Source organism: Enterobacter sp. B79-1 (assembly GCF_057444735.1).
On record NZ_JBYAZJ010000001.1, the window covers coordinates 53,688 to 78,867 of the forward strand.

Below are 25,180 nucleotides of genomic sequence, written 5' to 3' on the forward strand. Positions count from 1 at the left end.
ATAAGGTGAAACAGGCTAATGACTTTTTAAAATTAGGTGAAAGCGATGGAATACCTGCTTGATGATATCGATCGGCAAATATTGGCTTGTCTGGTAGAGGACGCGCGCGCGTCGCTGAAGGTGCTGAGTGGTCGTGTGGGATTGACGTCACCCAGCACGGCAGAACGTTTGAAGAGGCTGGAAGAGCGCGGTGTGATTCAGGGGTATGGTGCGAGGGTGAACCTGGCGGCGCTGGGATACACCTTGCAGGCGCTGGTGCGCGTGCGCCCATTGCCGGGGTTATTGCATAAGGTGGATAAATACATTCAGGCCATGCCGGAGTGCATTGAGAGTGACAAAGTCACGGGTGAGGACTGTTTTGTGATCAGGCTGGTGGTACGGTCGATAGAACAGCTGGATGTGTTGCTGGACGGCCTGGCAGAGCATGCCCAGTGTAATACGTCGATTGTGAAGAGCTCGCCGGTGAAGCGACGGTTGCCGCCGATGTAGGTTTCTGTTGCCGGGTGGCGGCTGCGCCTTACCCTGCCTACGAAGGCGGATTCGGTTAAGTTTTATAATGATTTTTTTGGATTATTCGGGAAATGATGGTGGTGGGGGAAGGATTACTCGGCGCGTTGCGCCTCGCCCTTCGGGTCGTTGCCTGCGGCAACGCTTTCTCGCTACGCTCGAATCGAACCTTAGTCGAAGCTTCTCGTCCTTCCCCGTTACGGAAAAGCATGATGCCCGGTGCGAACAGAAAGTTAAGCGTTATTTGGAAATGATGGTGGTGGGGGAAGGATTCGAACCTTCGAAGTCGATGACGGCAGATTTACAGTCTGCTCCCTTTGGCCGCTCGGGAACCCCACCCGGGGTAATTCAAATTTTGAGGTAATGCTGAGAGATGGTGGTGGGGGAAGGATTCGAACCTTCGAAGTCGATGACGGCAGATTTACAGTCTGCTCCCTTTGGCCGCTCGGGAACCCCACCACGGGTTAATGCTTTTTACAGGCCTGCTTCCTGTTGGAAGCGGGGCGCATCATATCAAATGAGACGCCCCTGTAAAGCATTCCTTTAGGGAAATGACGCTGTTTGCCTGCTTTTTATCCGCAAAGGTGCAAAGCTAATCAATTCATTTTCCGAAAGATTAAAGAATGATGGTTCTGTTGCCGTAAACGAAGACGCGTTGGGCAAGCACCTGATACAACGCACGGCTTAAGACGTTTTTCTCAACGTCGCGCCCAGCGCGCATCATGTCTTCTGCGGTATAGGTGTGATCCACATGAATCACGTCCTGCATGATGATGGGACCTTCATCCAGATTGTCATTCACGTAGTGGGCCGTCGCACCGATGATCTTCACGCCGCGCTCGTACGCCTGGTGGTACGGGCGCGCGCCGATAAAGGCGGGAAGGAACGAGTGATGAATGTTGATGATCTTATTCGGGAAACGCGATACGAAGGAGGGCGTTAATACGCGCATATATTTCGCCAGCACCACGTAATCTGGATTATGCGCTTCAATCGCCTGCGCCATCAGATCGTCGTGCTCTTCACGGGTATGTCCTTCGTGGCTGACCAGTTCGAATGGAATATCAAAACGCTCGACCAGCGTACGCAGCGTCTCGTGGTTGCCGATAACAGCGGCAATTTCGACATCAAGACCGCCGTAGTTGGCTTTCATCAGCAGGTCGCCCAGGCAGTGTGCCTCTTTGGTCACCAGGATCACAATGCGACGACGGCCAGCAGGCGTCAGTTCACGCACGGAACCTTCCGGCAGGGCGCTATCCAGATCGGCAAGCAGGGTGGTGTCGTTGAAAATACCCTCGAGCTCGGTGCGCATAAAGAAGCGACCGGTACGGTGGTCAACGAACTCGTTGTTCTGCACGATATTCAGTTCATGTTTGTAACAAATGTTGGTAATTCGTGCGATCAGTCCTTTTTGATCGGGACAGATGGTGCGCAGAACTTTACGTTGTAGTGATTGCATCGCCGGGAAATCCTGTTTGTGTATTTGCGAAGTCTGGGTTGTCAGGCATTACTGCCCGCAACACTTTTTAAATTTTTTACCTGAACCGCAAGGGCAGGGATCGTTACGACCGAACTGGGGGCGCGTTCCGTCAATATAATACCATTGCCCGCTTTCCTTTAAGAAACGGGAACGTTCAATAATGGCGCCGGGTTTCTGCTGTTCGGTAAAACGGGCAACAAAACTCACGTAACCCTCGTTTTCATCATGACCGGGGGCTGCATCAAAGATCGTGAGACCGAGCCAGTGGATATTGGCGAAGCCCGCTTCAATGTCTTGCTGAAAATCAGCTGCATGGCAAGTGGGGTGCCAGGTCTTGACTAAATAATCTGCGTCTTTGATCACAAAAGCAGTATACCGCGAACGCATCAGGTGTGACGGGTCTGGAGCAACCTGCTCGCCAATAAGATATCGCTGGCAACATAGGCTATACTCCAGAGCGCTACCACAGGGGCAGAGTTGAGACACGATTCTCTTCCTGGAACAAAAATAAGGGCGTTTAACGCTTAGGGTAGCACTATGTTAACTGAGCTGTTGCGTTGACGCTATGTTGGGGATCCAGGGGAAGTAAAACAGGGCTAATGAGAAAAGTAAAAATTGGACTGGCGTTAGGCTCAGGTGCAGCCAGAGGCTGGTCGCATATTGGCGTTATCAACGCCTTGAAACAGATGGGTATTGACGTTGATATCGTTGCAGGCTGTTCGATTGGTTCGCTAGTCGGGTCAGCATATGCCTGCGGTAAGCTACCGGAGCTTGAGAAATGGGTACGTTCCTTCAGCTACTGGGATGTGCTGCGCCTGATGGATCTCTCCTGGCAGCGTGGCGGCCTGCTGCGCGGCGAGCGCGTGTTTAATCAGTTCCGTCAGATTATGCCCCTTGATGACTTTACCCACTGTCAGTTGCCGTTTGGCGCGGTGGCCACGAACCTCAGTACAGGACGTGAGCTGTGGCTCACCGAAGGCGATCTGCATCTTGCTGTCCGTGCGTCCTGCAGCATGCCGGGATTAATGGCCCCTGTGCCACATAACGGCTACTGGCTGGTCGATGGCGGGGTAGTCAACCCGGTCCCTGTTTCCCTGACGCGTGCCATGGGCGCGGATATTGTGATTGCCGTGGACCTGCAACATGATGCCCACCTGATGCAGCAAGACCTCATGCCCGTTAATCTGCAAAGTGATGATGCCGAAGGTGAGAAGCTCGCCTGGCATGCGCGTTTGCGCGGAAGAATTGGACGCCTGGCAACTCGCCGAGCAGTAACGGCACCCACCGCCCTGGAAATCATGACCACGTCAATTCAGGTGCTTGAGAATCGCCTGAAGCGAAACCGTATGGCGGGCGATCCTCCCGATATTCTGATTCAACCTTATTGTCCTCAAATCTCTACCCTTGATTTCCATAGAGCTGAGGCCGCGATTTCAGCGGGTTCCTTAGCCGTCGAAAAGAAAATAGATGAATTGTTGCCATTTGTGCGAACAGCACTTTAAGCATCCTTTATTTGATTACTTCAGCAAAATCTGACAGGCGATAGTACCAATAGCATGCCACTATTGAGTAACTGTCAGCCAGGGGAGGAACCATGACGCAGCCATTGGTCGGAAAACACATTTTAATCGTTGAAGACGAGCCCGTTTTCCGCTCTTTGCTGGATTCGTGGTTATCCTCACTGGGTGCGGATACTTCTCTTGCCGAGGACGGCATCGACGCGCTGGAGAAAATGACGTCTATCGCCCCGGACTTGATGATCTGCGACATCGCGATGCCGCGAATGAATGGCCTGAAGCTGGTTGAGCATCTTCGCAACGAAGGAAACCAAATGCCTGTACTGGTGATCTCTGCGACGGAGAATATGGCGGATATCGCGAAAGCGCTACGGCTGGGGGTACAGGATATTCTGCTCAAGCCCGTCAAGGATTTGAACCGTCTGCGTGAGACGGTACTCGCTTGCCTTTATCCCAACATGTTCAATTCTCGCGTTGAAGAAGAAGAACGTCTGTTTCAGGACTGGGATGCGTTGGTCAGTAATCCGCTTGCCGCAGCCAAATTGCTACAAGAGCTTCAGCCGCCGGTACAACAAACGCTTTCCCATTGCCGGATAAATTATCGACAACTCGTGGCGGCAGACCAGCATGGTCTGGTGCTCGATATAGCGCCGTTATCCGATTCCGATCTTGCTTTTTATTGTCTGGACGTGACCCGGGCAGGAGACAATGGTGTTTTAGCCGCATTGTTACTTCGTGCGCTATTTAATGGATTATTGCAGGAGCAGTTATCCCATCAGGGACAGCGGCTTCCTGAATTAGGCAGTTTGCTTAAACAAGTAAATCAGCTTTTCCGCCAGGCTAATTTGCCTGGGCAGTTTCCGCTTCTCGTCGGTTATTATCACAGCGGACTGAAAAATCTGATTCTTGTTTCTGCGGGTTTAAACGCTTCTCTGAATACTGGGGAGCATCATATTCAGGTGAGTAACGGCGTACCGCTGGGAACACTGGGGACGGCTTACCTCAATCAAATTAGCCATCGCTGTTCCTCCTGGCAGTGCCAAATTTGGGGTGCTGGCGGGCGGTTGCGCTTAATGTTGTCCACGGAATAAGCAGTTGAGTTTTATTCTTGAGATTGCTTTTCCAGTGTTTAGTTGGCGGTGCTACTATCGCTGCCAGATTCATGCGTATTTATCCTAATTGATCGGCAACGCGTTCTTTTCAGACCCGTACTAAAGGCTGAGGCTGATATACTCAACGCGTTATTTAATGCATAAAAGTTCAAAACTTGAACAGCTCAGGAGAATTTGAATGGCTGCCCTAAATTCGAAAGTCAGAAAGGCCGTCATCCCGGTAGCGGGATTGGGGACCAGGATGTTACCAGCAACGAAGGCAATCCCTAAAGAGATGCTGCCTTTAGTTGATAAGCCATTAATCCAGTACGTCGTAAATGAATGTATCGCGGCAGGGATTACTGAGATTGTGCTGGTTACGCATTCATCTAAAAACTCTATCGAAAACCATTTTGATACAAGTTTTGAACTTGAAGCGATGCTGGAAAAACGTGTTAAGCGCCAGCTGTTAGCGGAAGTTCAGTCTATTTGTCCTCCACACGTCACCATTATGCAGGTTCGTCAGGGGCTGGCGAAAGGTCTGGGTCATGCTGTGCTGTGTGCACACCCGGTTGTGGGTGATGAGCCGGTTGCTGTTATTCTGCCGGACGTTATTCTGGACGAATTTGAATCAGATCTGTCTCAGGATAACCTGGCTGAGATGATCAAGCGCTTCGACGAAACAGGCAGCAGCCAGATCATGGTTGAGCCTGTAGAAGACGTTACCGCCTATGGTGTTGTGGACTGCAAGGGCGTTAATCTGGAGCCAGGCGAAAGCGTTCCTATGGTAGGTGTCGTTGAGAAACCGAAAGCGGACGTCGCGCCATCTAATCTGGCGGTTGTGGGTCGTTACGTGCTGAGTGCTGAGATTTGGCCGCTGCTGGCGAAAACGCCTCCGGGAGCGGGTGATGAAATCCAGCTGACCGATGGCATCGATATGCTGATCGAAAAAGAAACCGTAGAAGCTTACCATATGAAAGGTAAGAGCCATGACTGCGGTAATAAACTCGGTTATATGCAGGCATTCGTTGAATATGGTATTCGCCACAATACCCTGGGCGAAGAATTTAAAGCCTGGCTCAAAGAAAACGTGGGTATTAAGAAATAGTCTGATACTCAGTTGAACAAGACCGGTGTGGCGATGCCCACCGGTTTTTTTATGCCCATAACGAGGCTCAGTGGCTGCTGGAGAGGGATTGTAAAAGACATTAAATAGTCTGTGGCGACATATGACAGAGTGTAAAGGGTTGCTTAGCGGAATTTCGCGTAAAAAAAATCCCGCATTAAGCGGGATTTTTGTAATTAGATTAGGATTAATCCTTGATCAGGAAGTCATCCAGTTGTTTACCCTGCTCATCCATTGCTTTCTTGATAACAGCTGGAGTACGACCCTGGCCGGTCCAGGTTTTCTCTTCGCCGTTCTCATCAATGTAGCTATATTTAGCCGGACGAGCAGCGCGTTTTGCTTTGGTACCGGTTTTCGCCGCAGCCATGCTGTTCAGCAATTCGTTTGGATCGATACCATCTGCAATCAGCATTTCGCGATATTGCTGCAGTTTACGAGTGCGTTCTTCGATTTCAGCAGCAGCTGCGCTTTCTTCTTCACGACGCTCATTAACTACAACTTCTAATTTTTCCAGCATTTCTTCAAGCGTTTCAAGGGTACATTCTCTTGCCTGCGCACGAAGAGTACGGATGTTGTTCAGAATTTTAAGTGCTTCGCTCATTGTAGTAATCTCAAACTTATAATGGGGGGTGGTTTGTTGTCCTAATAATAGAGCGATAAATTGAGTTGTGCAATAGGTGGGAATGTAAGGAATTCAAAAAATACGAAATCGTCGGCGCTATTATTAATTACGCTAACTTAAATTTCACCGTGTGTCTGGTCTGATGATTTCACGTCAAACGGCAAAAACCAGCGGTATGCATGTTTGGTTTTGTGACATTTCCCCCAGGAATTATAGTTGCGGCGGATAAATATCAGCCTTTTGTATTACTTCAGGGACGCGCGGGTAAGACAAAAATAGTTAATAAATAGTGAATTTTAATGAACGTAAATTCCAGTATAAAAAGAAGTGTTATGTTTGGCTGCATAAGTTGCTTATTGGCAGCCCGATAAGCGTTTAATGTATGTTTTAACGCATTATTTTCTAAAAGTACCGAGGGTTAATCACGGGTTCAGCGGCATAGTCTGTGCGGTGCATCGCTGATGACGGGACAAAATATGGTACAATGATTCATCGGGAATATTACACATTGATTAGGGTTCTTCGGCCAATGGCACAACTTTATTTCTACTATTCGGCAATGAATGCAGGGAAATCGACGGCGTTACTGCAATCCTCATACAATTATCAGGAGCGGGGGATGCGCACCGTTGTATACACCGCTGAAATCGACGATCGCTTTGGTGCAGGGAAGGTAAGTTCAAGAATTGGACTTTCGTCGCCAGCAAGGCTGTATAACCCGCAAACAGATTTACTGGATGATATCCGCACTGAACACGCCGCTAAGCCTATCCATTGTGTTCTGGTAGATGAAAGCCAGTTCCTGACGCGTGAACAGGTTCATGCACTTTCTGAAGTCGTTGACGAACTGGATATTCCCGTACTCTGTTATGGTCTACGCACCGATTTTCGCGGCGAGTTATTTGCTGGCAGCCAGTATTTGCTCGCATGGTCGGATAAGCTCGTTGAGCTGAAGACTATCTGTTTCTGCGGCCGTAAAGCCAGTATGGTGCTTCGTCTCGATCAATCGGGTAAACCCTACGCGGATGGCGAGCAGGTCGTTATAGGGGGCAACGAGCGCTATGTATCGGTCTGTCGCAAGCACTATAAAGAAGCACTTGTTGTCGGTTCACTGACGGCTATCCAGAGCGATAATCGGAAATAGGGCAGAGCAAATTTCTTTGCCGTTCAGCAGGCATAAAAAAACCCGCCATTGGCGGGTTTTTTATTAGGCTGTCAATTAAGCGCTTTTCTTCGCTTTTTTGTCAGCTTTAACAACAGGTGCTTCAACTTTTGCCGCGACAGTGTCATTTTCTTTGAACTCGCGACCGTAGTAGGTATCCAGCAGAATCTGTTTCAGCTCGGAGATCAGTGGGTAGCGCGGGTTAGCACCAGTACACTGGTCATCAAATGCGTCTTCAGACAGCTTATCTACGTGAGCGAGGAAGTCAGCTTCCTGAACGCCTGCTTCACGGATAGATTTAGGAATACCCAGCTCAGCTTTAATGCTGTCCAGCCATGCCAGCAGTTTCTCAATCTTAGCAGCAGTGCGGTCGCCCGGTGCGCTCAGACCCAGGTGGTCAGCGATTTCAGCGTAACGACGACGTGCTTGTGGACGGTCGTACTGGCTGAATGCAGTCTGCTTGGTTGGGTTGTCGTTCGCGTTATAACGGATAACGTTGCTGATCAACAGGGCGTTCGCCAGACCGTGAGGAATGTGGAACTGAGAACCCAGTTTGTGTGCCATTGAGTGACAAACACCCAGGAAGGCGTTCGCAAACGCGATACCAGCGATGGTTGCAGCACTGTGTACACGCTCACGCGCTACCGGGTTTTTAGACCCTTCGTTGTAAGACGCTGGCAGGTTCTCTTTCAGCAGTTTCAGAGCTTGCAGAGCCTGACCGTCAGAGAATTCGGACGCCAGTACAGACACATAGGCTTCCAGGGCGTGAGTCACGGCATCCAGACCACCGAAGGCACACAGCGATTTCGGCATATCCATCACCAGGTTGGCATCAACGATAGCCATATCTGGGGTCAGCGCGTAGTCAGCCAGTGGGTATTTCTGACCTGTTGCATCATCTGTTACAACCGCAAACGGCGTCACTTCTGAACCGGTACCGGAAGTGGTGGTGACAGCGATCATTTTCGCTTTCACGCCCATTTTCGGGAACTTATAGATACGTTTACGGATATCCATAAAGCGCAGCGCCAGTTCTTCGAAGTGAGTTTCCGGATGCTCGTACATGACCCACATGATTTTCGCGGCGTCCATTGGGGAACCGCCACCCAGTGCGATAATCACATCTGGTTTGAAGGAGTTAGCCAGTTCAGCACCTTTACGAACAACGCTCAGGGTTGGGTCAGCTTCAACTTCAAAGAAGACTTCAGTTTCAACGCCAGAGGCTTTCAGTACTGAGGTGATCTGATCAGCGTAGCCGTTGTTGAACAGGAAACGGTCAGTCACGATGAGCGCACGTTTGTGGCCATCAGTAATCACTTCATCCAGCGCGATTGGCAGAGAGCCACGGCGGAAGTAGATAGATTTCGGAAGTTTGTGCCACAACATGTTTTCAGCTCGCTTAGCAACGGTTTTCTTGTTGATCAGGTGTTTTGGACCAACGTTTTCAGAGATGGAGTTACCACCCCAGGAACCACAACCCAGAGTCAGGGAAGGTGCGAGTTTAAAGTTGTACAGGTCACCGATACCACCCTGAGAAGCAGGGGTGTTGATCAGGATACGTGCAGTTTTCATCTTCTGACCGAAGTGAGCAACACGTTCTGGCTGGTTATCCTGGTCGGTGTACAGGCAAGAGGTGTGGCCGATACCGCCCATGGCAACCAGTTTCTCTGCTTTCTCTACCGCGTCATCGAAATCTTTCGCACGGTACATTGCCAGAGTAGGGGACAGTTTTTCGTGAGCGAACGGTTCGCTTTCATCGACAACTTTCACTTCACCAATCAGGATCTTGGTTGTTGCCGGAACGGTGAAGCCTGCCAGCTCAGCAATTTTATATGCTGGTTGACCTACGATAGCAGCATTCAGTGCGCCATTTTTCAGGATGATGTCCTGAACGGCTTTCAGCTCTTTACCCTGCAATAGGTAGCCGCCGTGGCTTGCGAAACGTTCACGAACGGCATCGTACACGGAATCAACAACCACAACAGACTGCTCGGACGCACAAATAACGCCGTTGTCGAAGGTTTTTGACATCAGTACAGACGCAACGGCACGTTTGATATCCGCCGTTTCGTCGATAACAACAGGGGTGTTACCTGCGCCTACGCCGATGGCTGGTTTACCGGAGCTGTATGCAGCTTTAACCATACCAGGACCACCGGTCGCCAGAATCAGGTTAATGTCCGGGTGATGCATCAGTGCATTGGACAGTTCAACAGACGGCTGATCAATCCAGCCAATCAAATCTTTTGGTGCGCCAGCGGCAATTGCAGCCTGCAGAACGATATCTGCTGCTTTGTTGGTCGCGTCTTTTGCACGTGGGTGCGGGGAGAAGATGATTGCGTTACGGGTTTTCAGGCTGATCAGTGATTTGAAGATAGCAGTAGACGTTGGGTTAGTGGTTGGAACGATACCGCAAATGATGCCGATAGGTTCTGCAATAGTGATGGTACCGAAGGTGTCGTCTTCAGACAGCACGCCACAGGTTTTCTCATCTTTATAGGCGTTGTAGATATACTCTGAAGCAAAGTGGTTTTTGATCACTTTATCTTCAACGATACCCATACCGGATTCGGCAACGGCCATTTTAGCGAGAGGGATTCGAGCATCTGCAGCAGCCAGTGCGGCCGCGCGGAAGATTTTATCAACCTGTTCTTGGGTGAAATTGGCATATTCACGCTGGGCTTTTTTAACGCGCTCGACGAGTGCGTTCAGTTCAGCGATATTAGTAACAGCCATAATGCTCTCCTGATAATGTTTAAACTCTTTTAGTAAACCAGCGCTCGATACGTCACACAGTATAGACAGAGCCGATACCACTTGCGTAACACACAGTAAAACAAGGGCTTACTTCTCGTTCCAGCTCACTAATTTACTAAAAGAGCCTTACCTTAGCATCATACCTTTTTGATAGGTGATCTCCCTGGCGGCGTAATCAGATTACTCACTTCTGAGTACGGAAATCATGATCTGCATCAATTTTTCCCCAAGCTGATACCTTTCAGCAGCCTATTTCGGCAAGAATTTTCCACTGTTAAATAATTACGTAACTATTAGAAGTGACGCTATCATTGATTCTACAAATGTTTAACATCATGAAATGATAACGTTTTGGCACAGATTTCTGGTGAAGAATGCTGCAAAAAAGCGTATCTTCAGCGCGGTTTTATCATGACATATTTTCTGTCCCTGAACATGCTCATTAGCGGAGCTAAATGTGATTCAAACGCTCTTTGATTTCCCTACATATTTTAAGTTTTTTATTGGTTTGTTTGCACTGGTGAACCCTGTGGGGATTATCCCTGTCTTCATCAGTATGACCAGCTACCAGACAGCCGTTGCCAGAAACAAAACCAACCTGACGGCAAACTTATCGGTAGCGATTATTCTGCTGACGTCGCTTTACCTGGGCGACGCCATTCTGCAGTTGTTCGGTATCTCTATTGATTCCTTCCGTATTGCGGGCGGGATTCTGGTTGTCACCATCGCCATGTCGATGATCAGCGGTAAGCTGGGTGAGGATAAACAGAACAAACAGGAGAAATCAGAAACAGCGGTTCGTGAAAGTATCGGTGTCGTTCCGTTGGCCTTGCCGCTGATGGCGGGTCCGGGGGCCATTAGCTCGACGATAGTGTGGGGGACGCGCTATCACAGTCTGATGCACCTGATCGGTTTTTCCGTGGCGATTGCGCTTTTCGCGCTCTGCTGTTGGGGCGTATTCCGCATGGCCCCCTGGCTGGTGCGGCTGTTAGGGCAAACAGGCATCAACGTTATTACCCGTATCATGGGTCTGCTACTGATGGCGCTGGGTATTGAGTTTATCGTTACCGGCATTAAAAGCATTTTCCCTGGGTTATTGCATTAAAACTTCATATGAAAGGACGGAGCCAGGGGCTCCGTTTTTTTTACGTCATTATCAGCAAATCATATAAATAAAGTTGAAATGTGAACATGACATAATAAATTCTACTAATAACCCTCTTTTCTTGTATTTCAACGAGTTAATTCTTTCTTACCCACCCGCCTGCACATAAATCCTTCGAATGCTCTGTTATTTTACTCACATGATAGTCTGGGGCTTGCTGAGTGATATCCGAAATGATATTAGTAATTTCAATGTTCCCCTAGAGGAATGTGCTAAATAATAACCAGTTGTTAAGTTTTTGTGCAAAATCTACCTGGAACGACGCATTGAAGTGCGCGCAGAAAAGGTTTTTTACATCTTATTGAATTTCCACTAATTTTTTGATAAGCGCTGTCCAGTGAGACGATTGTCAGAGAAACGGCATCCTTCGTAAAAGAGAATTGCTTAACAAATTTGCAAAATGTATTGGCGGGCGTTTGCGCCATTTGATACTTTCCGGCCTTATATTTTGCAGAATTAAACAAGTAGATGAGAATTATTTTCATATAGTTTTCGTCTCAGAAATCCATAACACGCCGCAGACGGGGCGGCGTGTTGAGAATCGACGCAAGACGGCCATACGAGCGGTCAGTAATAAAAAAGTCGGTGATAGCAGAAGTAGAAAAAAGAACCTGGCAGCAGCATAAAAAAACTCCTGCGCTGTACAGGCCCCAACAGGGGATTACACAGCTGGCGAAGGCCAGTAATTATAATGAGTGGAGTACCAACACAATGACCATCATCACAAAAAAAAATCTGGTAGCGGCGGGGATTTTAACTGCGCTAATCGCGGGCAACGCAATGGCTGCGGATGTGCCTGCAGGGGTACAACTGGCGGAAAAACAGACGCTGGTGCGTAACAACGGTGCGGAAGTTCAGTCTCTGGACCCGCACAAAATTGAAGGGGTTCCTGAGTCGAACGTTAACCGCGATCTGTTCGAAGGTCTGCTGGTCACTGACGTAGACGGCCACCCGGCTCCGGGTGTGGCTGAGAAATGGGAAAACAAAGATTTCAAAGTCTGGACCTTCCATCTGCGTAAAGATGCTAAATGGTCCGACGGCACTCCGGTCACCGCTGAAGATTTCGTGTATAGCTGGCAGCGCCTGGCGAATCCAAATACCGCCTCTCCGTATGCGAGCTATCTGCAGTATGGTCACATCGCCAATATTGATGACATTATCGCAGGCAAAAAACCTGTTACCGATCTGGGCGTAAAAGCCATTGATGCGAATACCTTTGAAGTGACGTTGAGCGAACCTGTTCCGTACTTCTATAAGCTGCTTGTTCACCCGTCCGTCTCCCCGGTACCAAAATCCGCCGTGGAGAAATTTGGTGAAAAATGGACGCAGCCAGCCAATATCGTGACCAACGGTGCTTATAAGCTGAAAGACTGGGTGGTCAACGAACGTATGGTTCTGGAGCGTAACCCTCAGTATTGGGACAACGCGAAAACCGTGATCAATCAGGTGACTTACCTGCCAATTTCTTCTGAAGTGACGGACGTTAACCGCTACCGCAGCGGCGAGATCGACATGACCTATAACAACATGCCGATTGAACTGTTCCAGAAACTGAAAAAAGAGATCCCGAAAGAAGTTCACGTCGATCCGTACCTGTGCACGTACTACTACGAAATTAACAACCAGAAAGCACCGTTCACCGACGTGCGCGTTCGTACCGCGCTGAAGCTGGCGCTGGATCGCGATATCATTGTTAACAAGGTGAAAAACCAGGGCGATCTGCCCGCTTACAGCTACACCCCGCCTTACACCGACGGTATGAAACTGGTTGAACCTGAGTGGTTCAAATGGTCCCAGGAAAAACGTAACGAAGAAGCTAAAAAACTGTTGGCTGAAGCAGGGTATACCGCTGATAAGCCTCTGACGTTTAACCTGCTGTACAACACGTCAGATCTGCATAAAAAACTGGCTATTGCCGTCGCGTCTATCTGGAAGAAAAACCTGGGTGCGAACGTCAAACTGGAAAACCAGGAGTGGAAAACCTTCCTCGATACCCGTCATCAGGGGACGTTCGACGTGGCACGTGCTGGCTGGTGTGCGGACTACAACGAACCGACATCCTTCCTGAACACGATGCTCAGTGACAGTTCGAATAACACTGCACACTATAAGAGCCCGGCTTTCGATAAGATTATCGGTGATACGCTGAAAGTGACTGACGATGCGCAACGCGCAGAGCTGTACGCGAAATCAGAAGAACAACTCGATAAAGACTCTGCAATTGTACCGGTTTACTACTACGTGAACGCCCGTCTGGTGAAACCGTGGGTAGGAGGTTATACCGGTAAAGACCCGTTGGATAATATTTCCGTTAAGAATCTTTATATTATCAAGCATTAATGGCAATGAGTGGGGCGAGGGTACTTGCCCCACGGTGTCTAACCAACGTCACATAATATAGGCACACGCCAGAAGGTACGGGCAATGTTGAAATTTATCCTACGTCGCTGTCTTGAAGCGATTCCAACGCTATTTATTCTCATCACGATTTCCTTCTTCATGATGCGTCTTGCACCGGGAAGCCCTTTTACCGGTGAACGTACGCTGCCGCCAGAAGTCATGGCTAACATCGAAGCGAAATACCATCTGAACGATCCTATCTCTACCCAGTACTTCAACTATCTGAAGCAGCTGGCACACGGGGATTTTGGGCCGTCATTCAAATATAAAGACTACTCCGTTAACGACCTGGTGGCGTCAAGCTTCCCGGTATCGGCTAAATTGGGTGCTGCAGCATTCCTGCTCGCCGTCGTTCTCGGGGTTGCTGCGGGCGTTATCGCCGCCTTAAAACAAAATACCAAATGGGATTATGCCGTCATGGGGGTCGCAATGACCGGGGTGGTTATCCCAAGCTTCGTTGTCGCACCGTTGCTGGTCATGATATTTGCCATCACGCTGAAATGGCTGCCGGGCGGCGGGTGGAACGGTGGGGCGCTGCAGTTCATGATACTGCCAATGGTGGCATTATCGTTGGCATACATCGCCAGTATCGCGCGTATCACGCGCGGGTCGATGATTGAGGTTCTGCACTCCAACTTTATCCGTACCGCGCGCGCGAAAGGCTTACCGATGCGCCGGATTATTTTACGGCATGCGCTGAAGCCTGCGCTGTTACCCGTCCTGTCTTACCTGGGGCCAGCTTTTGTCGGCATCATTACGGGGTCAATGGTTATCGAAACCATTTACGGACTGCCGGGCATTGGTCAGCTGTTTGTTAACGGTGCCCTTAACCGTGACTACTCGCTGGTGCTGAGCCTGACGATTTTGGTTGGCGCGCTGACCATTCTGTTTAACGCCATTGTCGATGTGCTGTATGCCGTTATCGACCCTAAAATCCGTTACTAACTGGAGCACGCCATGATGTTGAGTAAGAAAAACAGCGAGGCGCTGGAAAACTTCAGTGAAAAACTGGAAGTCGAAGGTCGTAGCCTCTGGCAGGATGCGCGTCGTCGCTTTATGCACAACCGTGCTGCCGTCGCGAGCCTGGTCGTACTGGTGATCATTGCCCTGTTTGTGACGCTGGCACCGATGCTGTCGCAATTCACCTATTTCGATACGGACTGGGGCATGATGTCCAGCGCGCCAGATATGGAGTCCGGGCACTATTTCGGTACCGATTCATCCGGTCGTGACCTGCTGGTGCGCGTGGCCATCGGTGGCCGCATTTCGTTGATGGTCGGTATTGCTGCCGCGCTGGTGGCGGTGATCCTCGGCACGCTCTACGGATCGCTTTCCGGTTATCTCGGCGGGAAAGTGGACTCCGTCATGATGCGTCTGCTGGAAATCCTCAACTCCTTCCCGTTCATGTTCTTCGTGATCCTGCTGGTGACCTTCTTTGGTCAGAACATCCTGTTGATTTTCGTGGCCATCGGGATGGTGTCCTGGCTCGATATGGCGCGTATCGTGCGCGGTCAAACGCTGAGCCTTAAGCGCAAAGAGTTTATCGAAGCGGCACAGGTGGGTGGGGTATCGACCAGAAATATCGTGGTTCGCCACATTGTGCCGAACGTTCTGGGCGTGGTGGTGGTGTATGCCTCACTGCTGGTGCCGAGCATGATCCTCTTTGAATCCTTCCTGAGCTTCCTGGGGCTGGGCACGCAAGAGCCGTTAAGCAGCTGGGGCGCGTTGTTGAGTGACGGTGCAAACTCGATGGAAGTTTCACCGTGGTTGCTGCTGTATCCGGCGGGCTTCCTGGTTGTCACCCTGTTTTGTTTCAACTTTATCGGCGATGGCCTGCGTGATGCCCTCGACCCGAAAGACCGTTAAGGAGCGCCGTCATGACGATTATTGAAACGGCCACTGCGCCAATGGCGCAACAGCAGAGCAATATGCTGCTGGATGTAAACGATCTCCGTGTCACCTTTAAAACGCCGGATGGTGATGTCACCGCGGTAAACGACCTTAATTTTAACCTGCGCGCCGGGGAAACGCTGGGGATCGTGGGGGAGTCTGGCTCCGGTAAATCTCAAACCGCATTTGCGCTGATGGGTCTGCTGGCGTCTAACGGCGTGATTGGTGGTTCTGCGAAATTCAACGGTCGTGAAATCCTCAACCTGCCGGAACACGAGCTGAATAAGCTTCGCGCTGAGCAGATTTCGATGATTTTCCAGGACCCAATGACCTCTTTAAACCCGTACATGCGCGTCGGCGAGCAGCTGATGGAAGTGCTGATGCTGCACAAAGGTATGGGTAAAGCGGAAGCCTTTGAAGAGTCGGTGAAAATGCTGGATGCGGTAAAAATGCCGGAAGCGCGCAAGCGCATGCGCATGTTCCCGCACGAATTCTCTGGCGGTATGCGTCAGCGCGTGATGATTGCGATGGCGCTGCTTTGCCGGCCAAAACTGCTGATTGCTGATGAGCCGACCACTGCGCTGGATGTAACCGTTCAGGCACAGATCATGACCCTGTTGAACGAGCTTAAGCGGGAATTCAACACGGCAATTATCATGATCACCCATGACCTGGGCGTGGTTGCAGGTATCTGCGACAAAGTGCTGGTGATGTATGCCGGTCGTACCATGGAGTACGGTCAGGCGCGTGATGTCTTCTATCAGCCTGCACATCCGTATTCTATCGGCCTGCTGAATGCAGTACCGCGTCTGGATGCGGAAGGTGAATCCCTGCTGACGATCCCGGGTAACCCGCCAAACCTGCTGCGTTTGCCAAAAGGTTGTCCATTCCAGCCACGTTGTCCGCATGCGATGGAGATTTGTAATAGCGCTCCGCCGCTGGAAGAGTTTGAACCAGGCCGCCTGCGCGCCTGCTTTAAGTCGCATGAGGAGCTGGTATGAACGCATTAGATGAAAAAAGAAATGTGCTGCTCGAAATTGCCGATCTTAAAGTCCATTTCGATATCAAAGACGGCAAACAGTGGTTCTGGCAACCGCCTAAAACCCTCAAAGCCGTTGATGGCGTAACGCTACGCCTGTACGAGGGCGAAACGCTGGGCGTGGTGGGTGAGTCTGGCTGCGGGAAGTCCACTTTTGCCCGTGCCATTATCGGTCTGGTGAAAGCCACCGACGGCAAAGTGGCCTGGCTGGGCAAAGACCTGCTGGGGATGAAACCGGACGAGTGGCGCGACGTGCGCAGCGATATTCAGATGATTTTCCAGGATCCGCTGGCGTCACTGAACCCGCGTATGACCATCGGCGAAATTATTGCCGAGCCGCTGCGCACCTATCATCCGAAGATGTCGCGTCAGGAAGTGCGCGATCGTGTGAAAGCGATGATGATGAAAGTGGGCCTGCTGCCAAACCTCATCAACCGCTATCCGCACGAATTCTCCGGCGGTCAGTGTCAGCGTATTGGCATTGCGCGTGCGCTCATCCTGGAACCGAAGCTGATCATCTGTGATGAGCCGGTCTCCGCGCTGGACGTGTCCATTCAGGCACAGGTGGTTAACCTGCTGCAGAAGCTGCAGCGTGAGATGGGGCTCTCGCTGATCTTCATCGCTCACGATCTGGCCGTGGTGAAGCACATTTCAGACCGTGTACTGGTGATGTATCTGGGGCACGCGGTGGAACTGGGCACCTATGACGAGGTGTACCACAACCCGCTGCATCCTTATACCAAAGCGCTGATGTCGGCAGTGCCGATCCCCGACCCGGATCTGGAAAAAAATAAAACTATTCAGCTGCTGGAAGGGGAACTGCCTTCGCCGATTAATCCGCCGTCCGGCTGCGTATTCCGCACGCGCTGTCCAATGGCCGGCCCGGAATGTGCAAAAACACGACCGGTGCTGGAGGGCAGTTTCCGACATGCGGTTTCCTGCCTTAAAGTAGACCCGTTATAATCGCAAGGGCTGACATGACGTCAGCCCTTATTTTTTGCGAGGTTACTGTGTCGCGTTTATTCACGTCAGCCCGTCGGCGGCTTTATCATTTTTTATTCGATCCTGAAACGGTATCCGGGCGACGCTTCGAAGGTCTTTGCGGTTTATTTGCGCTGCTCAGCGTGGTTGTCATCTTTATTGAATCGGGTGCCGGGACGCAATACCACCTGACGTTTGACGAATGGCATATCTTTGTCTGGCTTGAACTGGCGATTACCCTGGTCTTTACCGCCGAATATCTCCTCAGAGTGATAGCCTGGCCCAACCCGGCCAGATATGTTTTCAGCTTCTGGGGATTTATCGATTTAGCTACCATCCTGCCGCTCTATGTCATGTGGCTTTGGCCGGAGATCAGCCTGAGCTATGTCTTCGCCTGGAGAGCGATGCGCGTGATTCGGGTATTACGTATTCTGAAATTACTGCGTTTTATGCCGTCATTACGCGTGTTCTGGAGTGCGATCGTCAGTGCGCGGCATCAGCTTATTTTGTTCTACTCGTTTATTGCCATCGTCATGATTGTTTTTGGCGCGCTGATGTATCTAATAGAAGGGCCCAAATATGGCTTTACGACGCTTAATGCGTCCGTCTACTGGGCCATTGTGACCGTTACAACCGTTGGCTACGGCGATATCACACCGCATACGCCGCTTGGGCGTATTGTGGCATCGGTCCTGATTTTGATTGGCTATTCGGTGATCGCGATCCCGACGGGACTGATTACCACCCACATGAGCAGTGCATTTCAGAACCGCAAGCAGCAGCGTAAATGTTCGAACTGCCATCAGGGTGAGCATGAACACAGCGCGCGTTTCTGTAACCGCTGTGGTAGTGAATTACCGGATTAAATAAAAAAGGCTGCCATCGCAGCCTTTTTTATTATTCGCGCCAGAGAATATGGCACAGCTTATGGTCTTTATCGCGACACAGCAGAACGCGGGCGAAAATGTCGTTAATTTCACCGCCATCTTCATCGGCCAGCCCAATCACCACTTCAGCAAAGAAGTCCGGATTGAGATCAAAATCAACATGCTCAGCCCAGTCTTCTGAAGGGTCGAACAGCTCGGCACCGCCGCGTTCTTCAAACTGCAGATTAAAGAGGATCACATCTGCGGGATCGAGGTTATCAACCGCCAGTTCGAGAAAAATGTCATAGGCCTGCTCGAGCGTTTCGTCTTCGGTCAGGCGATTGTTCAGATCCATTTCCATGATGACTACCTGTTAAACATCGTTGGGCACGTTTTACAGCAACGGACTAAAGAAGTAAAACAGTCGTTCAGCAATTCTCTGCCAGAGAGGGCGTTTCACCCACAGTCTGGCATCCAGCAGGCGCGAGCGGGAGATATAATCATCCTGGACCGCTGCCAGATCGCCACCAAATCCGGCATCGTCAATCACGAGGGTGATTTCAAAGTTTAGCCACAGGCTGCGCATATCAAGATTGACTGTGCCCACGAGGCTCAGCTCACCGTCCACCAGCACGCTCTTGGTATGCAACAGTCCGCCTTCAAACTGATAAATTTTCACCCCTGCGGCAAGGAGTTCGCTAAAGAACGCGCGGCTTGCCCAGCCGACCAGCAGCGAATCGTTTTTGCGCGGCATAATAATACTGACGTCGACACCACGCTGCGCGGCAGTACAAATAGCGTGCAGCAGATCGTCGCTGGGAACGAAGTAAGGCGTCGTCATAATCAGATACTCACGCGCAGAATAGGTCGCCGTGAGTAATGCCTGGTGGATGAGGTCTTCCGGGAAACCCGGCCCGGAGGCAATGGTATGAATGGTGTGTCCGCTGGCCTCTTCAAACGGCATAATATTGCCGTCCGGGGGCGGCGGTAAAATACGCTTACCGGTTTCTATTTCCCAGTCGCACGAGTAGACGATCCCCATCGAGGTGGCGACCGGGCCTTCCATTCGCGCCATCAGATCGATCCATTGACCGACACCGGAATCCTGCTTGAAGAAGCGCGGGTCGACCAGGTTCATACTGCCGGTGTAGGCAATATAGTTATCAATCAGAATCATTTTGCGGTGCTGGCGAAGATCCATGCGCCGCAGGAAAACACGCAGCAGATTAACCTTCAGCGCCTCAACCACTTCTATACCGGCATTACGCATCATTCCCGCCCACGGGCTGCGGAAAAACGCGACGCTGCCAGCGGAATCCAGCATCAGGCGGCAGTGAATACCGCGACGAGCGGCGGCCATCAGTGATTCAGCAACCTGATCCGCCATGCCCCCCGGCTGCCAGATATAAAAAACCATCTCGATGTTATGACGCGCCAGCTGAATATCGCGGATAAGCGCCTGCATCACATCGTCGGACGAAGTCATTAATTGCAGCTGATTACCCTTAACGCCCGCGATACCCTGGCGGCGTTCGCACAGCTTGAATAATGAAGAGGCGACGCTGCTGTTCTCCTCGGCAAAGATATGTTTGCAGGCTTTAAGATCGCTCAGCCATTTCGCCGTCGAGGGCCACATCGCGCGGGCGCGCTCGGCGCGGCGTTTACCCAGATGGAGCTCACCGAAAGAGAGATACGCGATAATGCCCACCAGCGGCAGAATGTAAATAATCAGAAGCCAGGCCATGGCAGAAGGTACGGCTCTGCGCTTCATCAGGATGCGTAACGTCACCCCCGCGATTAACAGCCAGTATCCCAGAATGACCAGCCAACTCACCACGGTGTAGAAGGTTGTCATAAGTAAAAAATCCTTTTGAAAGCGTATTGTTATGAGTGTACGCATCAGGATTCATCTGGCAAATAAAAACGGCAGATAAAAGCGCTGGTTTGCGACGGGGTTGAGCTTATAATGGCGTCTCTGTGAGTGAAAGAGTTGTCGATATGAAGCGCAGTAGAACAGAAGTAGGGCGCTGGCGTATGTTGCGACAGGTGAGTCGTCGTAAGGCTCGTTGGCTGGAAGCACAATCCCGCCGCAATATGCGTATCCACGCTATCAGAAAATGTGGACTAAACAGACACCGCAACGCGTTGCTGTTCGCCGTCCAGGATATCTGAGAACCATGAGGGCACCGTCAAGGTGCCCGCTGATTTTATAAGACTATCATTTTTCGCAGTCTCTTCCCGACCTCATTCCGCGATATACTCCTCTTGCTTAACCTCATGAATTTAAAAGGAACAGAGGATGAATGGAAAAGTGGTCGCGGTACTTATGGGGATCGCTGTACTCAGCGCCTGCAACAGCAATAAACCCTCACCTGAAAGACATGCCTATTATTTCGTCTCGCATCAATCCAATTTTACGGGCGGGAATTATACCTCCAGTATTTCGCAAAATTACCGTCTCAATGTGCCGCAGTTTCGTGAGCTGTATAAGCAGGGGAAAGCTGACCGCGCCGCTGGGCAACCGCCGTCTTACGCTCAGCAGTATGCACAGGCTATTCGCGATCGGTTGAAGGAAGAGGCCAAAACGGAGCACGCCTTCACGGGGAATAGTGAAAGCAAATGGACCTCGGAAATGGAGCCGAAGGATGCCATTTTATACGGCAACGAACTGGCCACGACTTATCTTGACGGCTATAACGGCGTACAATAACGCGATAGTTTTCGGGAATATCGTTTTTGCAGCGATATTCCCGTTGTTTTTCAGCAAAAGGAGGGAGAGGTGTTTGCGGAGTTTGGTGTACTGAATTTCTGGACGTACGTGGTCGGCGCATTTTTCATTGTGCTGGTACCGGGTCCTAATACGCTGTTTGTATTGAAAACGGGTATTGGTCACGGCGTCAAAAAAGGCTATCTCGCCGCGACTGGTGTGTTTATCGGCGATGCGGTTTTGATGTTTCTGGCATGGGCAGGCGTCGCGGCCTTAATCCAGACCACGCCGGTGCTGTTCAATATTGTTCGCTATCTGGGGGCGTTTTATCTGCTGTGGCTCGGCGGCAAAATGCTGTGGTCGGTCATTACCCGACAGACTAATGGGCACGAAAGTGGAACCGAGCCTGCCAGCGCCATCATGAAACGCTCCCTGGTATTGAGCCTGACGAATCCGAAAGCGATTCTGTTTTACGTGTCATTCTTCGTACAGTTTATTGACGTGAATGCGCAAAACACAGGAACCTCTTTCCTGATCCTCGCGACCACGCTTGAGTTGATTAGCTTTATGTACATGAGCTTCCTGATCTTCTCTGGCGCGTTTGTCACCCGCTACCTGAAAACCAAAAAGAAACTGGCGAAGCTGGGAAATGGGCTGATAGGACTTTTATTTGTCGGCTTTGCGGCGAGATTAGCGTCGCTACATTGACAGAAGAAAGGCTCCTGAGGGAGCCTTTTTAATGTCTGGCGTAGCTGGAAAGCCGCGCCAGACAAGGCTTCACGTTTTACTACTAGCAGCCAAAAGCCATAAAAAGCGGCTAGGGTGTGGACACATTGTGGACACTCTTACCACCATTAGCACCCTTCAGCGGGTTAAGCGAAATGGCGTCCTGCAGGTACTGAGGAGCGAAGTGCGCATAGACCATCGTTTGCGCAATTTTCGTATGACCTAAGATCCTCTGCAGTGTGATGATGTTGCCCCCGTTAATCATAAAGTGCGTCGCGAAAGAGTGTCGTAGCGCATGTGTTGCTTGTCCGGCCGGTAAATCGGGCTTAACCTCTTTGAGGGTTCGCCTGAAGTCAGCATAACTGGCCTCAGGAAACAGAAAACCTCGTGTTTTGCCGACTACGTAAGCCGCAACGTCATCAGAGATCGGGACCGTGCGCGGTGTGTTGGTTTTCGTCTTAACGAAAGACACCCGGTTATGAATCACATTCTCCGCCTTCAATCGCGCAGCTTCTCCCCATCTTGCTCCGGTACTCAAACACAAAACCGCAATTTTACGATTATCACCTGAGAGCGCAGCAAGTAAGGCGTCAATTTCCTCAAGAGTGAGATAGCCCGTTTCGGCTGTCTGCTCTTTCAGTTTTTTGAATCCCCTGAATGGATGCTCACCGTTATACAGTTCTGACTCAATCAGGGTTGTGAACATCCCACCTAGCGTGATCAGGTCGCGGTTGATGGTAGTTGGCTTAATACCTTCACCCCGACGTTGAGCACAATATTGCGTGATCAGGCTCTTGGTGATCTGGAAAGCGCATGGGTTACCGGTCATCGTTTCGAAACGCTCAATTTTCCTGAGATACGATTGACCGTGCTCCTCATGTTTACCTTTCAGCTTCCACCATAACTCTTTCAGTTCCGACAATTGGCGTTTGTCCGTTGGTTTTGACAGCCATTCCTTTGAGTGATGGTTATATTGAGTATGCTTTTCAAAAGCCATCGCCTCGCTTTTCTTGTCGAACTTCCGACGGATGCGTTTTCCGTTACGCCCAGCCGGTCTAATGTCCACTTCATATCGACCATCATCGAGCTTTTTAACAGACATAAAGCCTCCCGATGATGTTACTGCGTACTTCAATTTCCTGATTTAAATAGCAAAAACTCACTGTGCATTTACTGCACAAATAAGCGCCGTAAATAGTTAGCCAGTTTTCTGGTCTGAGTGGGGTGACGTTGTTGTCTGCTGCCCAAAGTGCGCGAGAGCCGGTGCAATCTGCCCAGCTTCAGGTGATATCGTCTCTGTCATGAACCACATCGTGTATTTTTTGAACTGAGGATGATTCAAAATCTTCATCACCGCCTGTATGCCCATATCTTTTACGCCCTTCTCGTAACTCGAGAGAGAGCTGTATGGAACACCGGTTAAGTCACTGAATTCTTTTCTATTCATACGTTCCGACTCACGCATGATCGCAAGCTTCTCATTGACGGGTATCATCGTAATTAACACTCCACTATTGATAGAAAAACGATAACGGAGTAATCTTCTATTCGTTATCGCAAGTTAATGGCTCCAATATGGCAATTAATAGCCATTAGGAGCAATTAAAACACTAACGAGGAATACTCACAAATGAATAGGGTCATTGATAGTGCGAGCGACGCCGTCCCATATCAGGAATTCGCGCGTCTTATTGGCAAAACTCCTGCAGCAGTCAAAGGGATGATTGAGAAGGGTAAGCTGCCCGTGGTTGAGATGACTGATCCTCAGTCAACAAGCGGCCGAGCAGGGGAATACTGGGTTTACCTGCCAGCGTGGAACAAGGGTATGAAGATGGCCTATGACAGTCGCCCGAAAGAAATTCGGGACGGGTGGCTGATGTGGCTCGGATTAGGGGAGCCAGTATGAAGAATGAACCCCGTTGCATTGCTCAACTACTGCGTAGAGAAAGCCCTAGTCAGATTAACTTCACTATCACTCACGGTCGCGGACGCAAGGGCATCATTATCCGAACCCGTAAGACGGGTGTTATCGAGAAGCTTCGTAGCTTAGTCAAGAAGAGAGGACTGTGGTTATGACGGTAATGACACTTGATGTTATCCAGAAACAACCAACAGCGCTTCGCGGTCTGGTCTGCAAGTATCTGGCTCAGCCTCGCTGGCAGGACACTTGCGATTTTTACAATCAGATGATGGAGCGGGAGCGTCTTACGGTTTGTTTCCACGCTCAATTAAAGCAGCGTCACTCTGTCATGCGCTTAGAGGAAATGACCGAAGCCGATCGTGAGCGTCTTGTTTGCGCGCTTGATGAATTGAGAAATGCATTCGCCCGGCACCGCCAACTTGGCGTGTCGAAAGCAACTTTCATCAGCCGCCTGACCGTTAGCCAAAGGCGATCACTGTTTCTTCATGCGGGACTGACAGAGCAGGAATTTATGATGCCGCACTGGCGTTTGAATGAAGAGGGCTGTTATTGGCGCGACAAACTTTTCCGCGCGCTGCGAGAGCTGTTTAGCCTTTTTGAGTACGCACCTACCATTTTAACCTCGGTAAAACCTGAGCAGTATTTACATTAATTAATCTGGATTCGTTTTATTACGCGCCTTATAGCGTGGGGACTCCTTTTGTCTGGAGATAGGCAAATGCAAACACAAAACACAGTACCAGATGGCATGTTTTCCGCTCTCCTGGAGCAGGCAGTAAACGAAGCACAGCGCGACCTAGCGACACGATTCTCATCTCGATTTGACGGGATTATCGCGCATATCAGCAAGTCTGAGCTCAATCGTACCGAGATTATCGAGTTATTAGGTCAAGAGTCGGCAAATCTGCACAACTCAATTTTCGATTGAGCGGGCTAACCACTTTTAAAAGGAAGAAAAAATGAGCCTACGCATTGAGATAAATAACCAGTACGTCATTACCAGCGACCGCTATCAATTCATTTTGCAGGAGAAGAAGACTGCCACATCCGGTAAGAATGAAGGTAAGGAATGGCTGGACGTTGTGGGTTACTACCCAACTATCCCTAAGCTTATCTCAGGCTTGGCATTGCATGATCTTTTGACCAGCGATCTTACCGGCTTCTCAGCGTTGGAAGCTCGAATTGAACGCTTGGGGAAGCAATGTCTGGACGCCTTTAAATAA

Annotated in this window: 27 protein-coding genes, 2 tRNA genes and 1 other RNA gene; 19 read left to right on the forward strand and 11 right to left on the reverse strand. The window is 50.3% G+C overall.

Going from position 1 to position 25,180, the window contains the following annotated elements; genetic code table 11:
- Positions 1-45 precede the first annotated feature (45 nt).
- Positions 46-489, forward strand: coding sequence for an Lrp/AsnC family transcriptional regulator (locus AC2T6E_RS00240; protein WP_010432979.1), 444 nt, complete (start codon positions 46-48; stop codon positions 487-489).
- A 96-nt stretch (positions 490-585) separates the two neighbouring features.
- Here AC2T6E_RS00240 and AC2T6E_RS00245 read toward each other — a convergent pair.
- The 5 genes from AC2T6E_RS00245 to AC2T6E_RS00265 form a co-directional block, all read right to left on the reverse strand.
- A non-coding RNA gene (locus tag AC2T6E_RS00245) (RtT sRNA) lies at positions 586-716 on the reverse strand.
- Between the two features lie 45 nt (positions 717-761).
- Positions 762-846: transfer RNA gene (locus AC2T6E_RS00250), tRNA-Tyr, on the reverse strand.
- A gap of 35 nt (positions 847-881) precedes the next feature.
- Positions 882-966 (reverse strand) — tRNA-Tyr (locus tag AC2T6E_RS00255).
- 157 nt (positions 967-1,123) lie between these two features.
- On the reverse strand, positions 1,124-1,966 hold the full coding sequence (purU, locus tag AC2T6E_RS00260; protein WP_010432980.1) for a formyltetrahydrofolate deformylase: 843 nt from the start codon (positions 1,964-1,966) through the stop codon (positions 1,124-1,126).
- 48 nt (positions 1,967-2,014) lie between these two features.
- Complete coding sequence (locus AC2T6E_RS00265) at positions 2,015-2,473, reverse strand: YchJ family protein (protein ID WP_416719173.1); 459 nt, start codon at positions 2,471-2,473, stop codon at positions 2,015-2,017.
- Between the two features lie 113 nt (positions 2,474-2,586).
- Here AC2T6E_RS00265 and rssA point away from each other — a divergent pair, with 113 nt between their 5' ends.
- The 3 genes from rssA (at position 2,587) to galU (ending at position 5,703) form a co-directional block, all read left to right on the forward strand.
- On the forward strand, positions 2,587-3,489 hold the full coding sequence (rssA, locus tag AC2T6E_RS00270) for a patatin-like phospholipase RssA (RefSeq protein ID WP_174339693.1): 903 nt from the start codon (positions 2,587-2,589) through the stop codon (positions 3,487-3,489).
- Positions 3,490-3,581: 92 nt separating this feature from the next.
- Positions 3,582-4,595 carry a two-component system response regulator RssB gene (gene rssB, locus AC2T6E_RS00275; RefSeq protein ID WP_042716774.1) on the forward strand — a complete coding sequence of 338 codons (1,014 nt, stop codon included), beginning with the start codon at positions 3,582-3,584 and terminating at the stop codon, positions 4,593-4,595.
- 199 nt (positions 4,596-4,794) lie between these two features.
- Complete coding sequence (gene galU / locus AC2T6E_RS00280; protein ID WP_010432990.1) at positions 4,795-5,703, forward strand: UTP--glucose-1-phosphate uridylyltransferase GalU; 909 nt, start codon at positions 4,795-4,797, stop codon at positions 5,701-5,703.
- A 205-nt stretch (positions 5,704-5,908) separates the two neighbouring features.
- On the opposite strand, the gene hns is transcribed toward galU, so the two are convergent.
- On the reverse strand, positions 5,909-6,322 hold the full coding sequence (hns, locus tag AC2T6E_RS00285) for a histone-like nucleoid-structuring protein H-NS (RefSeq protein WP_003856724.1): 414 nt from the start codon (positions 6,320-6,322) through the stop codon (positions 5,909-5,911).
- Positions 6,323-6,872: 550 nt separating this feature from the next.
- On the opposite strand from hns, the gene tdk reads away from it, so the two are divergent.
- Positions 6,873-7,487 (forward strand): thymidine kinase, encoded by a 615-nt coding sequence (gene tdk, locus AC2T6E_RS00290; protein WP_010432994.1) that lies wholly within the window; start codon positions 6,873-6,875, stop codon positions 7,485-7,487.
- Positions 7,488-7,562: 75 nt separating this feature from the next.
- Here tdk and adhE read toward each other — a convergent pair whose 3' ends face one another.
- Positions 7,563-10,241: a bifunctional acetaldehyde-CoA/alcohol dehydrogenase gene (gene adhE, locus AC2T6E_RS00295; RefSeq protein WP_108417803.1), complete on the reverse strand. Its 2,679-nt coding sequence runs from the start codon at positions 10,239-10,241 to the stop codon at positions 7,563-7,565.
- A gap of 478 nt (positions 10,242-10,719) precedes the next feature.
- On the opposite strand from adhE, the gene AC2T6E_RS00300 reads away from it, so the two are divergent.
- The 7 genes from AC2T6E_RS00300 to AC2T6E_RS00330 all read left to right on the forward strand — a co-directional run bounded on the left by AC2T6E_RS00300 (position 10,720) and on the right by AC2T6E_RS00330 (position 18,603).
- Positions 10,720-11,367: a YchE family NAAT transporter gene (locus tag AC2T6E_RS00300; protein WP_010433000.1), complete on the forward strand. Its 648-nt coding sequence runs from the start codon at positions 10,720-10,722 to the stop codon at positions 11,365-11,367.
- Between the two features lie 771 nt (positions 11,368-12,138).
- Positions 12,139-13,767, forward strand: a complete 1,629-nt coding sequence (oppA, locus tag AC2T6E_RS00305; RefSeq protein WP_010433002.1) for an oligopeptide ABC transporter substrate-binding protein OppA — start codon at positions 12,139-12,141, stop codon at positions 13,765-13,767.
- Positions 13,768-13,851: 84 nt separating this feature from the next.
- On the forward strand, positions 13,852-14,772 hold the full coding sequence (gene oppB / locus AC2T6E_RS00310; RefSeq protein ID WP_089599049.1) for an oligopeptide ABC transporter permease OppB: 921 nt from the start codon (positions 13,852-13,854) through the stop codon (positions 14,770-14,772).
- Between the two features lie 12 nt (positions 14,773-14,784).
- Entirely contained in the window at positions 14,785-15,693 is a 909-nt protein-coding gene (oppC, locus tag AC2T6E_RS00315) for an oligopeptide ABC transporter permease OppC (protein ID WP_014884161.1), read from the forward strand.
- 11 nt (positions 15,694-15,704) lie between these two features.
- On the forward strand, positions 15,705-16,718 hold the full coding sequence (gene oppD / locus AC2T6E_RS00320; protein ID WP_120158320.1) for an ABC transporter ATP-binding protein: 1,014 nt from the start codon (positions 15,705-15,707) through the stop codon (positions 16,716-16,718).
- Positions 16,715-17,719 (forward strand): murein tripeptide/oligopeptide ABC transporter ATP-binding protein OppF, encoded by a 1,005-nt coding sequence (gene oppF, locus AC2T6E_RS00325; RefSeq protein ID WP_010433006.1) that lies wholly within the window; start codon positions 16,715-16,717, stop codon positions 17,717-17,719. Before oppD ends, oppF begins: the two co-directional genes overlap by 4 nt.
- A gap of 14 nt (positions 17,720-17,733) precedes the next feature.
- Complete coding sequence (locus AC2T6E_RS00330; RefSeq protein ID WP_182400729.1) at positions 17,734-18,603, forward strand: ion transporter; 870 nt, start codon at positions 17,734-17,736, stop codon at positions 18,601-18,603.
- Between the two features lie 31 nt (positions 18,604-18,634).
- Here AC2T6E_RS00330 and AC2T6E_RS00335 read toward each other — a convergent pair whose 3' ends face one another.
- Together AC2T6E_RS00335 and cls are read right to left on the reverse strand one after the other, a co-directional pair.
- Positions 18,635-18,964, reverse strand: a complete 330-nt coding sequence (locus tag AC2T6E_RS00335; protein WP_148401187.1) for an HI1450 family dsDNA-mimic protein — start codon at positions 18,962-18,964, stop codon at positions 18,635-18,637.
- 33 nt (positions 18,965-18,997) lie between these two features.
- A complete protein-coding gene (cls, locus tag AC2T6E_RS00340) occupies positions 18,998-20,458 on the reverse strand; it encodes a cardiolipin synthase (RefSeq protein WP_089599052.1) in 1,461 nt (486 codons plus the stop codon).
- A gap of 143 nt (positions 20,459-20,601) precedes the next feature.
- Between cls and AC2T6E_RS00345 the strand changes: the two genes are divergently transcribed.
- The 3 genes from AC2T6E_RS00345 to leuE all read left to right on the forward strand — a co-directional run bounded on the left by AC2T6E_RS00345 (position 20,602) and on the right by leuE (position 22,018).
- Positions 20,602-20,775 carry a YciY family protein gene (locus AC2T6E_RS00345; RefSeq protein ID WP_017384232.1) on the forward strand — a complete coding sequence of 58 codons (174 nt, stop codon included), beginning with the start codon at positions 20,602-20,604 and terminating at the stop codon, positions 20,773-20,775.
- 127 nt (positions 20,776-20,902) lie between these two features.
- Positions 20,903-21,313 (forward strand): Exc2 family lipoprotein, encoded by a 411-nt coding sequence (locus tag AC2T6E_RS00350; protein WP_126816961.1) that lies wholly within the window; start codon positions 20,903-20,905, stop codon positions 21,311-21,313.
- Between the two features lie 69 nt (positions 21,314-21,382).
- A complete protein-coding gene (gene leuE / locus AC2T6E_RS00355) occupies positions 21,383-22,018 on the forward strand; it encodes a leucine efflux protein LeuE (protein WP_089599054.1) in 636 nt (211 codons plus the stop codon).
- A 109-nt stretch (positions 22,019-22,127) separates the two neighbouring features.
- On the opposite strand, the gene AC2T6E_RS00360 is transcribed toward leuE, so the two are convergent.
- Entirely contained in the window at positions 22,128-23,138 is a 1,011-nt protein-coding gene (locus tag AC2T6E_RS00360) for a phage integrase (protein ID WP_486690137.1), read from the reverse strand.
- Between the two features lie 96 nt (positions 23,139-23,234).
- Complete coding sequence (locus AC2T6E_RS00365) at positions 23,235-23,531, reverse strand: helix-turn-helix domain-containing protein (RefSeq protein WP_000613396.1); 297 nt, start codon at positions 23,529-23,531, stop codon at positions 23,235-23,237.
- A gap of 135 nt (positions 23,532-23,666) precedes the next feature.
- Here AC2T6E_RS00365 and AC2T6E_RS00370 point away from each other — a divergent pair, with 135 nt between their 5' ends.
- The 4 genes from AC2T6E_RS00370 (at position 23,667) to AC2T6E_RS00385 (ending at position 25,180) form a co-directional block, all read left to right on the forward strand.
- On the forward strand, positions 23,667-23,942 hold the full coding sequence (locus AC2T6E_RS00370; RefSeq protein WP_047723235.1) for a regulatory phage cox family protein: 276 nt from the start codon (positions 23,667-23,669) through the stop codon (positions 23,940-23,942).
- Between the two features lie 166 nt (positions 23,943-24,108).
- Positions 24,109-24,609 (forward strand): hypothetical protein, encoded by a 501-nt coding sequence (locus AC2T6E_RS00375; RefSeq protein WP_029883441.1) that lies wholly within the window; start codon positions 24,109-24,111, stop codon positions 24,607-24,609.
- Between the two features lie 66 nt (positions 24,610-24,675).
- Positions 24,676-24,885, forward strand: a complete 210-nt coding sequence (locus AC2T6E_RS00380) for a DUF2732 family protein (protein ID WP_486690140.1) — start codon at positions 24,676-24,678, stop codon at positions 24,883-24,885.
- 31 nt (positions 24,886-24,916) lie between these two features.
- On the forward strand, positions 24,917-25,180 hold the full coding sequence (locus AC2T6E_RS00385; RefSeq protein WP_062934567.1) for a DUF5405 family protein: 264 nt from the start codon (positions 24,917-24,919) through the stop codon (positions 25,178-25,180).